The sequence below is a fragment of the Paraburkholderia sp. GAS38 genome, from assembly GCF_050434965.1.
Lineage (GTDB): Bacteria > Pseudomonadota > Gammaproteobacteria > Burkholderiales > Burkholderiaceae > Paraburkholderia > Paraburkholderia phenazinium_A.
Map to the genome: position 1 here is coordinate 14,886 of NZ_JBNDJO010000026.1, position 13,429 is coordinate 28,314.

The following is a 13,429-nucleotide window of genomic DNA, read 5'->3' on the forward strand; positions in this document are numbered from 1 at the left end:
GCGGCTTCCCTATACGGCAACGAACTCATGATACGCCCTGGCGCTGCTCACCCTGCACTTCGGGCAGGCAGACGCCCGTGCGGGAGACGCTGCGTGCAAGGCCAAACGCCGGCGCTCGACGCGCCGTTCGTCGCTGTACTGTCAAACACGTTGGAGTAGACTCGCTGAACGTTCGATGTGTTCCGCAGTTCAACTGGAGGCATGCGATGGCAGCAAAGAAGATTCTGTTCCTGACCGGCGATTTCGCCGAGGATTACGAAACAATGGTGCCGTTTCAGGCACTGCAGGCGATCGGCCATGTGGTCGACGCGGTGTGTCCCGGCAAGTCGGCCGGCGAGCGCATCAAGACGGCCATTCACGACTTCGAGGGCGACCAGACCTACACCGAGAAGCCTGGCCACCAGTTCACCCTGAACGCCACCTTCGACGACGTGGACCCCGGCCAATACGATGCGCTGGCGATCGCAGGCGGCCGTGCTCCGGAGTATCTGCGCCTGAACCAGAGAGTGATCGACATCGTGCGCCAGTTCGCGGAACAGCGTAAGCCGATCGCTGCGATCTGCCATGCGGCCCAACTGCTGGCCGCCGCCGACGTGATCCGCGGCAAGCGCATTTCCGCTTATCCGGCTTGCGCGCCGGAAGTGAAGCTCGCGGGCGGCGAGTACGCCGACATCCCGGTCGACGCGGCCATCACCGACGCCAACTTTGTCACCGCGCCCGCATGGCCGGCCCATCCCGAGTGGCTGCGGCAATTCCTCGTGCTGCTCGGCACGCGCATCGAACTCTGAGATTTCCCCACACGTCGGGTCGCCGCTCAGGCGCCCGACGCCTCATCCCTTCCGCAGCATTTCCCGCGCGAGAACAAGGCCTGCAACCGGCACCCTTGCGCGCGGATTGCATTGAGATGTGCCGGCTCATACCCAACTGCATTTGAGACTAGTCCGATAGTTCATCGCGAACGGCCTTCCTATAGTCGACGGTTGACTTTGGAGCCCCTTTCGATGGAACTGACAGACTGGATCGTCGTCCTCGTGATCGCACTCATGGCGATCGCTTTCTTCTGCGGCCGCGCCCCGGCCCGCTGGTCGCTCGAGAACCGCGCGCGCCGCTTCACCGGCACCCGCCTGCTCGTGCAGGCTGCGTTCTCACTCTGGGCTGCCCTGCTGATCCTGGTACGCGGACTGTTCGCGCTCGACGGCCTGCTGGGCATGCGCCCCGCACCGCACATCGTGATCCTGGGCGCGGCCATCCTGATGGCGTTCGGCTGCTACTGGTCGATTCGCGCCAGCAAACTGCTGAAGCCACGCCGCATCTTCACCGCGTACTAAGTCCCGGCGCGCCCAGCGCCAGCATCTCGGGCTCTTCGCGCGGCACACGAATCTCCGCCTCCGGCAACGTGAAATAGAAGGTCGTGCCGACCCCTTCGGTCGACTCCGCCCACACGCGGCCGCCATGCCGCTCCACCACGCGACGCACCAGCGCCAGTCCGATCCCCTCGCCGGTTGCGACGTTGCCGTGCAAGCGCTGAAACGCGTTGAACAGACGCGGTATGGCGACAGCCGGAATCCCGAGCCCGTTGTCTTTCACATAGAAAATACGTAACGAGTGGACGCCGGGCGGCGCCGGCGTCGTCCCGACTTCGACGCGTCCATCGCGCGACGCATCGAGGTAGTTGATCGCATTGCCCACCAGATTCGCGAACACCTGTTCGAGCGCGGTCGGATCGCCCCACACCGAGGGCAGATCGTGGACTACCACGCGTGCCCGGCGCGCCCGGATCGATACCTGCATCGCATCGACCACACGCTGGACGATGTCGCGCACATGCACCTGCTGACGCCGGTACTCGACGCGGCCGACGCGCGAGAGCCGCAACAACGCGTCGATGATGTGCGACGCACGCAGCACCGCGGTCTGCAGGTAATGCAGCGCCTCGCCGATATCCTCGTCCACCAGTTGCTCGATATGCTGCCGCCGCTCGGGCGTCAGCGACGACAGCCGGACCGCTTTGCGCAGGTCGTCGCAGGCATGAATCAGTTCCTTCGAGAAGCCCTGCAGGTTGACGAGCGGCGCGCGCAGATCGTGCGACACGCTGTAGATAAACATCTCGTTTTCCTGGGTCTGCTGACGCAGCGTCTCGTTGATGGCGGTCAATTCATTGGCGCGGCGCGCCAGATCGGCCTGGAAACGGGCCTGGATGCGCTCCGCCTCGAGCAGGCGCCGGCTCGTCTCGTGCAGCGTCTGATCGAGCCGGGCGATTTCGTCCGAGCCGTGGTCGATCGGCGCGAGCGGTTCATTGCTGGCGAGCCGCCCGGCGTTGTCGGAGAGCAGCGCGAGCCGCCCGCGCACGCCGCGCGTGAACAGCCACACGGCCAGCGCGACGAACAGCAGCGAGCCAAACACGGCGGCCACCACCAGCACCTGCTGCCGCTCGCGCGCGGCCTCGGCCTCGGTCGAACGCTGGGTGTCGATGAGCCGCTCCTCGTTCTGGAACGCGGTGATCTGGGCGCGGAAACGGTCGAGCACGTCGGTCGTGGCCAGTTCGCTGAACCGTTCGATGACGTCGCGCCGGCGCCCCGAATGCAACAGGTCCTGCACACGGTCCGACCATTGCCGGTACGCCTGCACCGATTGACGGATCTGCACCGCGCGCTCCACCTGCGGTGGATTGTCGGCCACGAGATCGGCCAACTGGTCGATGCGCCGGTCGATGTCCATCCATAGCGCGACGGGCGTCGTGACATCTGCGCTATTGCTGAGCACCGCGCCGCGCAGACGCACCGAGTCGAGCAGCACCGGCTCCAGAATCGCCGTGGTCTGGCGCAGCACGTCCTCGCTGTGGGCCTGCCAGCGCTCGGCCTGCGCGGCATCCACCTGTGCCTTGACCAGCCCCGACAGGAGGGCGAGCTCGAACACGGCAGGAATCGCGATCAGCAACAGCCCTTTGGTTGTCAGTCTCATGCGTACGCGAAGGAGTTCGGGAGCCCGGCAGGCCGCGCAGGGGACAGCACATTATGTCGGCGTTTGCCCTGGATGACAAAGGCCGTCAGCATGGCCGCCCGCCCGGCGGCATGGGACCACTCCGCTCGCGCCGGTTGCCACGACATGCACCATGCACGGCGCATTGACTGCGCCCGTACGCGCGGTCTGTCACCTGTCCCCACATGCTTGTGTGATGATAAAATCGCCTGCTGGAGATGGCATTCTCCTTTAACCGCCCAGACAGGGCTGATGATGCCTGCATGCCCGGATGATTGCGGATACGCCGTGTCTGCGCTCACCCCGGTTTGTCGACCTTGCCAGGCGTCCTTCCATGTATTTATCTATTGTCGCAGTGGGTATCGGCGGTGCACTGGGTTCACTGTTCCGCTGGTTTCTCGGTATCCGTCTGAACGGCGTCTTCCCCGCCCTGCCGCTCGGCACCCTCGCCGCCAACGTGATTGCCGGTTATGTCATCGGCGTCGCCGTGGCGTTCTTTGCCCGCTTGCCCGAGCTGGCCCCCGAGTGGCGGCTCTTCGTCATCACCGGGCTGATGGGCGGCCTGTCCACCTTTTCGACCTTCTCCGCCGAAGTCGTCCAGCGCTTGCAGGAAGGTCGTTTCGGTTGGGCCGCCGGCGAAATTGCCATTCACGTGTCCACGTCGCTGGTGATGACGGTGCTGGGAATCGCGACCGTATCGCTCGTGACCCGCTAGATAGACGCATCACCCTGTTTCATTTCGCTTGCCGCAATCGCGCAATGCGAGTCGATTCAATACGCATTAAATAAAGAGATATTGCGGCGCCACGCCGCGCGCCCTCTCCTTCTCATCCGCCAATATCTAGTTCACGGACGAAAAAAAAGGCGTCACGTGACCGTGACGCCTTAAAAAGTTCTAGCCATTCCGAGGGCCGTGCTAGAACCTGAGAGAGGGGATTCGAAAGCGTCGCCTGACAGCGCCACACGCGTGAATTGCCGTTGGCGCCTTGCTGGCCCGGGCTGTAGAGCATGTCGGGCGAGGCTGAGGCTACCGTGCCGAACTCACACGCAAGCCTTCCTTTCGAAATGTGATTCCATTTTTTACGGTTATGCTGACTAAGTCAAGCAAAATCTAATGCAGCCGGGCACTGCCGGCGGCACCCTTCTATTACAATGAATCGTCATATCAAATAGGGCCAGCATGCGTCATTATGGTGCAAGTTCGGCACTGCCGCTTTCGGTTCGGCGGCACAGCACAAATGTGTAAAATGAAACAAAGTTTCACAATAATGAGATGACCCACGAATCCATGCTCCCCCGCGGCACCGATCCCGTCAAGGAAAAAGACGGCTCAGGAGACGAAGTTACGGCGCTCGCGCGCGGCCTGACCGTGCTGCGCTGTATCGCGGCAGCCGATTCCCCGCTCAGCAACCGCGAACTGACCGAGCTCACGGGCATTCCGAAACCGACCGTGTCGCGCATCACTGCGACGCTTGTCAGCGCCGGGTTTCTGTTTCGCCTGCCGGACAGCGAACGTTTCGTGCTGACTTCGTCCGTGCTGGAATTGAGCAACGGATTTCTGCGCAACTTCGATATTCGCGCGCGCTCGCGGCCGTTCCTGATCGATCTCGCCGAACGCACCTCGCTGTCCGTGCATCTGGCCGTGCGCGACCGGCTCGACATGGTGGTTATCGACGCCATCAAGCCGCGCTCGGCCGTGCTGGTGTCGCGGCTCGACATCGGGTCGCGGATGAACCTGAGCCGCACCGCTGTCGGCCGCGCCTATCTGGCCGTGCTGTCAGAGCCCGAGCGTCAGAAACTGCTGCTTGGGCTGCAGGCTGCCGAAGGCGACGACTGGGGGCAAATTAGCAACCGGCTCGGCCAGGCGCTGCAGGAAACCGCCGCCCATGGCTTCGCGATTGCCACCGGCGAGTGGCACGACGGGCTGAACGCGATCGCGGCCGGTTTCATCGGCCCATCCGGCGAGCGCTATGCGGTCAATTGCGGCGGCTCCGCCCACCAGTGCCCACGCGACTGGCTGATGACGCGCGCGGCGCCGCTGCTGCTCGAATGCATCGCCAACATTGCCCTCGAAATTGGCGGCACGCCAGGACGGCGGCTGGACAATTGAGCGGCTGCGCGGCCCATTCCACGAGGACCCGCCGGACCGCTGCCGGCACGCGCCGCCACGTGCGGCACGCAGCGGTCCGCGCGGTGTAACGCGCGTAACCAACAGAAAAATACATCACTGGACGGTAAGGAAGCCAGGGACGTACGATCATGCTTTCGTCCAGCTTGCTGTGGCCGATCCGCGCTGTCCAACGTGTTGCATTTCGCACACCTGCCTAACTCCACGCCCGTTACCTGATCGAATCGATGGACGAACAACAACAGCATTCGGAAACTTCTCGCACACCCGCCCCGGCGCACCAGCCGTCCACCGCCGGGACCAGCCAGACAAAGAGCGGCGGCAAACGGCATCGGGGGCGCACTATCGGACTGATCGTCGCCGCGCTGGTCGTCGCGGGCATTGTGGTGTGGCGCTGGCATCCATGGGGCGGCCCGGCCGGCGGCGCGGCGGCGCAGAGCGAGGGCGGCGGCCGCCACGGCCGCGGCGGCCCTGGCGCGTTCGCCAACCTGGCGCAGCCGGTGCACGTCGCCACCGCGACGCAAGGCGACATGCCGGTCGTGCTGACCGCACTCGGCACGGTCACGCCGCTTGCCACCGTCACCGTGCAGACGCAGTTGAGCGGCACGCTGCAGACGGTCGCGTTCCAGGAAGGTCAGATGGTCAAGAAGGGCGACCTGCTCGCACAGATCGACCCGCGCCCGTATCAGATCTCGCTTGAAAACGCCGAGGGCGCGCTGGCGCGCGACCAGGCGCTGCTGCAAACCGCCCGCCTCGACCTGAAGCGTTATCAGACGCTGCTCGCCCAGGATTCGATCGCGAGTCAGCAGGTGGACACGCAAGCGTCGCTGGTGCAACAGTACATCGGCACCGTGAAGTCGGATCAGGCCAACATCGACACCTACAAGCTCGACCTGATCTACGCGCGCATCACCGCGCCCGTATCGGGCCGCGTGGGTCTGCGCCAGGTCGACCCCGGCAACTACGTCACGCCCAGCCTGACCAACGGGCTTGTCGTGATCACGCAATTGCAGCCCATCAGCGTGATCTTCACCGTCTCCGAAGACAGCCTGCCGCAGATCATGAAGCAGGTGCAAACGGGCACGAAGCTGTCGGTGACGGCGTACGACCGCAGCAACACCACCTCGCTCGCGGGCGGCACGCTCGAGACGCTCGACAACCAGATCGACACCACCACCGGCACGCTCAAGCTGCGCGCCATGTTCAACAACGACGACAGCCTGCTGTTCCCCAACCAGTTCGTCAACGCGCGGCTGCTGGTGGATACGATTCACGACGCCGTGATCGTGCCGACCTCCGCCGTGCTGAACGGCTCGATGGGCCAGTTCGTGTACGTGGTGAAGGACGACAGCACGGTCACCGTGCGGCCGGTCAGGATCGGCCCCGTGGACGGCGAACGCACCAGCATCGCCACCGGCCTGCAGCCTGGCGAGCGGGTGGTAATCGACGGCTCCGACCGTCTGAAGGAAGGCGCGAAGATCACCATTCCGGCGGACCGTCCGCGCGGCGCTTCGGGAGCACGCGGCGCTTCCGGTCCGCACGGCGCATCGGGCGCGTGGGGTGCATGGGGCGCGTCGGGCGCGCATGCGCATCATCACAAACACCCGGCGCAAGCTTCGGAATAAAGGCTGACTGAACCCGCATGAATCCATCCCGCGCCTTTATTCTGCGCCCGGTCGGCACTGCCCTGCTGATGGCGGCAATCATGCTGGTCGGGCTGGTCGCGCTGCGCTTCCTGCCGCTTTCGGCGCTGCCGGAAGTCGACTACCCGACCATCCAGGTGCAGACCTTCTATCCGGGCGCGAGCCCGGACGTGATGACCTCGTCGGTCACCGCGCCGCTCGAACGGCAGTTCGGGCAGATGCCGTCGCTGAACCAGATGTCGTCGCAAAGCTCGGCGGGCTCGTCGATCATCACGCTGCAGTTCAGCCTCGACCTGCCGCTCGACATCGCCGAACAGGAAGTCCAGGCCGCGATTAACGCCGCCGGCAACCTGCTGCCGTCGGATCTGCCCGCGCCGCCGATCTACGCCAAGGTCAACCCGGCCGACGCGCCGATCATCACGCTCGCCCTCACCTCGCAGACCATGCCGTTGACACAGGTGCAGGACCTGGCCGACACACGTCTCGCGCAGAAGATTTCGCAAGTGGCCGGCGTCGGTCTGGTGAGTCTGTCAGGCGGCCAGCGTCCGGCTGTGCGAATTCAGGCTAATCCGCGTGCGTTGGCGGCGTACGGTCTGAATCTCGACGACCTGCGCACCACCATTTCGAACCTCAACGTCAATACGCCGAAAGGCAATTTCGACGGACCGACGCGCGCCTACACGATCAACGCAAACGATCAGCTGACCGACGCCAACGCCTACAAGAGCGCGGTCATCGCCTACAAGAACGGCCGGCCGGTGATGCTGACGGACGTCGCCACCATCGTGCAGGGCGCGGAGAACACCAAGCTCGGCGCATGGGTCGACGGAACACCGGCCATCATCCTGAACGTGCAGCGCCAGCCGGGGGCGAACGTGATCCAGGTGGTGGACAGCATCAAGGCGCTGCTGCCGCAACTGCAGGCCTCGCTGCCCGCCGCGCTGAACGTGCGGATCGTCACCGACCGGACCACCACGATCCGCGCCTCGGTGCGCGACGTGCAGTTCGAACTGCTGATGTCGGTGGTGCTGGTGGTGCTGGTGATGTACCTGTTCCTCGCCAACGTCTACGCCACCATCATCCCGAGCCTGTCGGTGCCGCTCTCGCTGATCGGCACGCTGGCCGTGATGTATCTGTGCGGCTTTTCGCTCGACAACCTCTCGCTGATGGCGCTCACCATCGCCACCGGCTTCGTGGTCGACGACGCCATCGTGATGATCGAGAACATTGCGCGCTATGTCGAAGAGGGCGAGTCGGCGCTCGAAGCGGCGCTCAAGGGCTCGAAACAGATCGGCTTTACCATCATCTCGCTGACGGTGTCGCTGATCGCCGTGCTGATTCCGCTGCTGTTCATGGGCGACGTGGTGGGCCGCCTGTTCCACGAATTCGCGATCACGCTGGCCGTGACCATCGTGATTTCGGCGGTGGTGTCGCTCACGCTCGTGCCGATGATGTGCGCCAAACTGCTGCGCCACACGCCGCCAAAGGAAGCGCATCGCTTCGAGACCAAAGCGCACGCCTTCATCGACTACATCATCGCGCGCTACGCCGTCGCGCTGACCTGGGTGCTGGACCGCCAGCGCTCGACGCTGTTTGTCGCCGTGCTCACGCTGGTGCTGACCGGCGTGCTGTACGTGTTCATTCCGAAGGGCTTCTTTCCGGTGCAGGACACCGGCGTGATCCAGGCCATCACCCAGGCGCCGCAGTCGGTGTCGTACGAATCGATGGCGGAGCGCCAGCAGGAACTGGCCGCGCAGATCCTGAAGAATCCTGATGTGGAGAGCCTGACCTCGTTCATCGGCGTGGACGGCAACAACATCACGCTGAACAGCGGGCGAATGCTGATCAACCTGAAGCCGCGCGACGACCGCAACCACACCGCGAGCGACGTGATCCGCCAGTTGCAGAAGGATGTGGCGCACATTCCGGGCGCCTCGTTGTACATGCAACCGGTGCAGGACCTGACCATCGACGCGACGGTCAGCCCAACGCAGTATCAGTTCATGCTGACCGATCCGAACATCGCCGAGTTCGCGACCTGGGTGCCGAAGCTGGTCGAGCGGCTCAAGCAGGCCCCTGAACTCGCCGACGTCGCGACAGATCTGCAGGAGAACGGCCAGTCGGTCTATGTGGAAATCGACCGCGCCAGCGCGTCGCGCTACGGCATCACGCCGGCCACCGTCGACAACGCACTGTACGACGCCTTCGGCCAACGCATCGTCTCGACCATCTTCACGCAGTCGAACCAGTACCGCGTGATTCTCGAAGCGCAGCCGCAGGTCCAGCACTACACAGAGTCGTTGAACGCGATCTACCTGCCCTCTTCCACCTCGACGGGCGGCCAGGTGCCGCTGTCGTCGATCGCGAAGTTCGTCGAACAGCCGGCACCGTTGCTGGTGACCCACCTGAGCCAGTTTCCCGCTACCACGGTGTCGTTCAACCTGGCGCCGGGTTCGTCGCTCGGTGCGGCCGTCAAGGCGATCAATCAGGCGGAAAAGGACATCAGCTTGCCGGCCTCGTTCCAGACGCGCTTCCAGGGCGCGGCGCTGGCGTTTCAGGCGTCGCTCGCGAACGAGCTGTTCCTGATCCTCGCCGCGATCGTCACCATGTATATCGTGCTCGGCGTACTCTACGAGAGCTTCATCCACCCCATCACGATTCTCTCGACGCTGCCCTCGGCCGGCGTCGGCGCATTGCTCGCGTTGCTGATCACCGGGCACGACCTCGACATCATCGGCATCATCGGCATCGTGTTGCTGATCGGTATCGTGAAGAAGAACGCCATCATGATGATCGACTTCGCGCTCGAGGCCGAACGCGAACAGGGCAAGCCGCCGCGCGAGGCGATTTACCAGGCGTGCCTGCTGCGCTTCCGGCCGATCCTGATGACCACCATGGCGGCCCTGCTCGGCGCCCTGCCGCTGATGCTCGGCACCGGCGCGGGTTCGGAACTGCGCCGGCCGCTCGGCATTGCGATTGCGGGCGGCCTGATCGTGAGCCAGTTGCTGACGCTGTTCACCACGCCGGTGATCTACCTCGCGTTCGACTCGCTGGCGCGGCGCGTGCGGGCGCGTTTTCATCACGACCCGCATGACGAAGGCGGCCGCAACGCCCCGCCGCCCGCCACCGACGCGGGGAACTAAGCGATGAACCTGTCGCGTCCGTTTATTGCCCGGCCGGTCGCCACCACGCTGCTGGCGGTGGGCATTGCGCTGTCCGGCGTGTTCGCCTTCACGAAGCTGCCGGTCGCGCCGCTGCCGCAGGTCGACTTCCCGACCATCTCGGTGCAGGCCAGTCTGCCGGGGGCGAGTCCGGAGACGGTGGCCACCAGCGTGGCGAGCCCGCTCGAACGGCACCTGGGCTCGATTGCCGACGTCACCGAAATGACCTCGCAGAGCTCGGTGGGCTCGACGCGCATCACGTTGCAATTCGGGCTGAACCGCGACATCGACGGCGCCGCGCGCGACGTGCAGGCCGCCATCAACGCGGCCCGCGCCGACCTGCCCGCGAGCCTGCGCAGCAATCCGACGTACCACAAGGTGAACCCGGCCGACGCGCCGATCCTGATTCTCGCCTTGACCTCCAACACGCTGACGGCCGGGCAGTTGTACGACTCCGCCGCCACCGTGTTGCAGCAATCGCTCTCGCAGGTGGACGGCATCGGCGAAGTGGACGTCAGCGGTTCGGCCAATCCGGCGGTGCGCGTGGAACTGGAACCGCAGATGCTGTTCCACTACGGTATCGGACTCGAAGACGTGCGGGCGGCGCTGGCCGCGGCGAATGCGAACAGCCCGAAAGGCTCGATCGAATTCGGCCCGAACCATGTGCAGCTCTACACCAACGATCAGGCGAGCAAGGCGTCGCAGTACAAGGACCTGATCATTGCCTACCGCAACGGCGCGGCCGTGCATCTGTCGGATGTGTCGGAGGTGGTCGACTCGGTTGAGGACCTGCGCAACCTCGGCCTGTACAGCGGCAAGCATTCGGTGCTGGTGATCCTGTCCCGCCAACCGGGGGCGAACATCATCGAAACGATCGACCGCGTCAAGGCGATGCTGCCGCAACTCAAGGCCTCGCTGCCGGCGGACGTCGAGGTGACGCCGACGGTCGACCGCTCCACCACGATCCGTGCCTCGCTGAAGGACACCGAGCACACGCTGATGATCGCAGTGGCGCTGGTCGTGATGGTGGTGTTCCTGTTCCTGCGCAACTGGCGAGCGACGCTGATTCCGAGCGTGGCGGTGCCGATCTCGATCATCGGTACGTTCGGCGCGATGTACCTGATGGGTTTTTCGATCGATAACCTGTCGCTGATGGCGCTGACGATTGCGACCGGCTTCGTGGTCGACGACGCGATCGTGGTGCTCGAAAACATCTCGCGGCATATCGAGAACGGCGTACCGCGCAGAGAAGCGGCGTTTCGCGGCGCGCGCGAAGTCGGCTTTACGGTGGTCTCGATCAGCATCTCGCTGGTGGCGGTGTTCTTGCCGATTCTGCTGATGGGCGGCATCGTCGGGCGGCTGTTCCGCGAATTTGCGCTGACGCTGTCGCTCGCGATTGCGGTTTCGCTGCTGGTGTCGCTGACGCTTACGCCGATGATGTGCTCGCGCCTGCTCAACGAGCCGCATGAGCGTGAAGAAGAAGGACGTTTCGCGCGCTGGCTCGAACGGGGCTTCCAGTCGATGCAGCGCGGCTACGAACACACACTCGGCTGGTCGCTGCGGCATCCGCTGCTGATCCTGCTGGTGCTGCTTGCCACGATCGGGCTGAACGTGTGGCTCTACGTAATCATCCCGAAGGGCTTCTTTCCGCAGCAGGACACCGGCCGCCTCGTCGGCGGCATTCAGGCGGACCAGTCCACCTCCTTCCAGGCGATGAAGGGCAAATTCGCCGAGATGATGAAGATCGTCGGCGAGAACCCGGCCGTGGAAGGCGCGGTGGGCTACACCGGCGGACGGCAGACCAACTCCGGCTTCATGTTCGTGCAGTTGAAGCCGAAGCCCGGACGGCGCGTCTCGGCAGACCAGGTGATCCAGCAATTGCGCGGACCGCTCTCCGAGGTGGCGGGCGTGCGCACCTTCCTGCAGGCTGTGCAGGACATCCGCGTGGGGGGACGGCAATCGAACGCGCAGTATCAGTTCACGCTGCTGGCGGATTCGACGACCGACCTGTACACGTGGGGCCCGAAACTCACCGAGGCGTTGCAGGCGCGTCCCGAACTGGCGGACGTGAATTCCGACCAACAGCAAGGCGGCCTCGAATCGATGGTGACGATCGACCGCGCGAGTGCGGCGCGGCTGAACATCGAGCCGGCGCAGATCGACAACACGCTGTACGACGCGTTCGGCCAGCGTCAGGTGTCGACGATTTACAACCCGCTGAACCAGTACCACGTGGTGATGGAAGTGGCGCCGAAGTACTGGCAAAGCCCGGACATGCTGAAGCAGATCTACGTCAGTACATCGGGGGGCAGCGCGAGCGGCGCGCAGACCACCAACGCGACGGCGGGCACGGTGACTGCGCCGGTGGCCAACACCAGCAGCACGAGCGCATTGGGCGGCGGCACGGCGGGCACGACGGCATCGAGCGCGGCGGCGATTGCGTCGGATTCGGCGCGCAACCTGGCGATCAATTCGCTTGCGGCGAGCGGCAAATCGAGTGCGTCGTCGGGGGCGGCGGTGTCGACGTCGAAGGAGACGATGATTCCGTTGTCGGCGATTGCGAGTTTTGGTCCGGGGAGTACGCCGTTATCGGTGAATCACCAGAGCCAGTTCGTGGCCTCGACGATCTCGTTCAACTTGCCGCCGGGCAAATCGTTGTCGGACGCGACCCAGGCGATCTACGACACGATGGCGGAGATCGGCATGCCGGGGACGATCCACGGCAGTTTCCAGGGGACGGCGCAGGCGTTCCAGCAGTCCTTGTCGGACATGCCGCTCTTGATTCTGGCGGCGTTGGCGGCGGTGTATATCGTGCTGGGGATACTGTATGAGAGCTATATCCATCCGTTGACGATTTTGTCGACGTTGCCTTCGGCGGGGGTGGGGGCGTTGCTGGCGTTACTGCTGTTTCAGACGGAGTTCAGCATTATTGCGTTGATTGCGGTGATTTTGCTGATTGGCATCGTCAAGAAGAACGCGATCATGATGATTGATTTTGCTATTGAAGCTTCTCGTCAGGGGTTGTCTTCTTATGATGCGATTCATCAGGCCTGTTTGTTGCGGTTTCGGCCGATCATGATGACCACTTGTGCTGCGTTGCTTGGGGCGCTGCCGTTGGCGTTTGGGAATGGGGATGGGGCTGAGTTGCGGGCGCCTTTGGGGATCGCCATTGTCGGTGGGCTCATTGTTAGTCAAATGCTTACGCTCTATACCACGCCGGTTGTTTATCTTTATATGGATCGTATTCGCGTTCGGTGGGAGGGGCGGCGGCGGGGCTCCGGTGGTCGGGGTGGGGTTCAAGGGAATCGGTGAGGGCTTTTTTTTGCCTTGCAGGCGGCTTCTGGCTGTTTAGCTCTTGCTGGTTTTTGCCTGCGGCGCCTTGGTTTTTTGGCTGTTTTCTTAGGGTGTTGGCCTCTCCTTGTATTCTTAGTGGTCTATTAGCTTCGCCCCTGTGCGGGGCGGCACCTACTTTCTTTGCCGCCGTGTACAGACTGGAGACATAGCTGACAGGTGTACGG

At 64.0% G+C, this 13,429-nt stretch carries 8 protein-coding genes and 1 riboswitch; of the genes, 7 read left to right on the top strand and 1 reads right to left on the bottom strand.

What is annotated here, in order from left to right; all coding sequences use genetic code 11:
* The first annotated feature begins 206 nt into the window (after nucleotides 1–206).
* Both P3T42_RS36515 and P3T42_RS36520 read left to right on the top strand, forming a co-directional pair.
* On the top strand, nucleotides 207–788 hold the full coding sequence (locus tag P3T42_RS36515) for a DJ-1/PfpI family protein (RefSeq protein ID WP_074298081.1): 582 nt from the start codon (nucleotides 207–209) through the stop codon (nucleotides 786–788).
* Nucleotides 789–1,001: 213 nt separating this feature from the next.
* On the top strand, nucleotides 1,002–1,328 hold the full coding sequence (locus P3T42_RS36520; RefSeq protein WP_074298077.1) for a hypothetical protein: 327 nt from the start codon (nucleotides 1,002–1,004) through the stop codon (nucleotides 1,326–1,328).
* On the opposite strand, the gene P3T42_RS36525 is transcribed toward P3T42_RS36520, so the two are convergent.
* Nucleotides 1,315–2,961 (bottom strand): sensor histidine kinase, encoded by a 1,647-nt coding sequence (locus tag P3T42_RS36525; protein ID WP_083640512.1) that lies wholly within the window; start codon nucleotides 2,959–2,961, stop codon nucleotides 1,315–1,317. The two genes, P3T42_RS36520 and P3T42_RS36525, sit on opposite strands and share 14 nt — an antisense overlap.
* Before the next feature lie 223 nt (nucleotides 2,962–3,184).
* Nucleotides 3,185–3,248, top strand: a riboswitch (Fluoride riboswitch).
* A gap of 65 nt (nucleotides 3,249–3,313) precedes the next feature.
* Between P3T42_RS36525 and crcB the strand changes: the two genes are divergently transcribed.
* The 5 genes from crcB to P3T42_RS36550 all read left to right on the top strand — a co-directional run bounded on the left by crcB (nucleotide 3,314) and on the right by P3T42_RS36550 (nucleotide 13,223).
* Nucleotides 3,314–3,694, top strand: a complete 381-nt coding sequence (gene crcB, locus P3T42_RS36530) for a fluoride efflux transporter CrcB (RefSeq protein ID WP_074298075.1) — start codon at nucleotides 3,314–3,316, stop codon at nucleotides 3,692–3,694.
* A gap of 558 nt (nucleotides 3,695–4,252) precedes the next feature.
* Nucleotides 4,253–5,089 carry an IclR family transcriptional regulator gene (locus P3T42_RS36535; protein ID WP_074298073.1) on the top strand — a complete coding sequence of 279 codons (837 nt, stop codon included), beginning with the start codon at nucleotides 4,253–4,255 and terminating at the stop codon, nucleotides 5,087–5,089.
* Nucleotides 5,090–5,334: 245 nt separating this feature from the next.
* The gene (locus tag P3T42_RS36540) at nucleotides 5,335–6,732 is read left to right on the top strand and encodes an MdtA/MuxA family multidrug efflux RND transporter periplasmic adaptor subunit (RefSeq protein WP_429308777.1); all 1,398 of its coding nucleotides are present in this window, start codon (nucleotides 5,335–5,337) and stop codon (nucleotides 6,730–6,732) included.
* Between the two features lie 17 nt (nucleotides 6,733–6,749).
* Complete coding sequence (locus P3T42_RS36545) at nucleotides 6,750–9,893, top strand: MdtB/MuxB family multidrug efflux RND transporter permease subunit (RefSeq protein ID WP_429308778.1); 3,144 nt, start codon at nucleotides 6,750–6,752, stop codon at nucleotides 9,891–9,893.
* Nucleotides 9,894–9,896: 3 nt separating this feature from the next.
* On the top strand, nucleotides 9,897–13,223 hold the full coding sequence (locus P3T42_RS36550) for an efflux RND transporter permease subunit (RefSeq protein WP_074298067.1): 3,327 nt from the start codon (nucleotides 9,897–9,899) through the stop codon (nucleotides 13,221–13,223).
* Nucleotides 13,224–13,429: the final 206 nt, after the last annotated feature.

Coding starts and splice junctions, on each gene's coding strand:
- crcB (WP_074298075.1), top strand. CDS start 3,314: ATGTATTTATCTATTGTCGCAGTGGGTATCGGCGGTGCACTGGGTTCA.
- P3T42_RS36515 (WP_074298081.1), top strand. CDS start 207: ATGGCAGCAAAGAAGATTCTGTTCCTGACCGGCGATTTCGCCGAGGAT.
- P3T42_RS36545 (WP_429308778.1), top strand. CDS start 6,750: ATGAATCCATCCCGCGCCTTTATTCTGCGCCCGGTCGGCACTGCCCTG.
- P3T42_RS36520 (WP_074298077.1), top strand. CDS start 1,002: ATGGAACTGACAGACTGGATCGTCGTCCTCGTGATCGCACTCATGGCG.
- P3T42_RS36535 (WP_074298073.1), top strand. CDS start 4,253: ATGACCCACGAATCCATGCTCCCCCGCGGCACCGATCCCGTCAAGGAA.
- P3T42_RS36525 (WP_083640512.1), bottom strand. CDS start 2,961: ATGAGACTGACAACCAAAGGGCTGTTGCTGATCGCGATTCCTGCCGTG.
- P3T42_RS36550 (WP_074298067.1), top strand. CDS start 9,897: ATGAACCTGTCGCGTCCGTTTATTGCCCGGCCGGTCGCCACCACGCTG.
- P3T42_RS36540 (WP_429308777.1), top strand. CDS start 5,335: ATGGACGAACAACAACAGCATTCGGAAACTTCTCGCACACCCGCCCCG.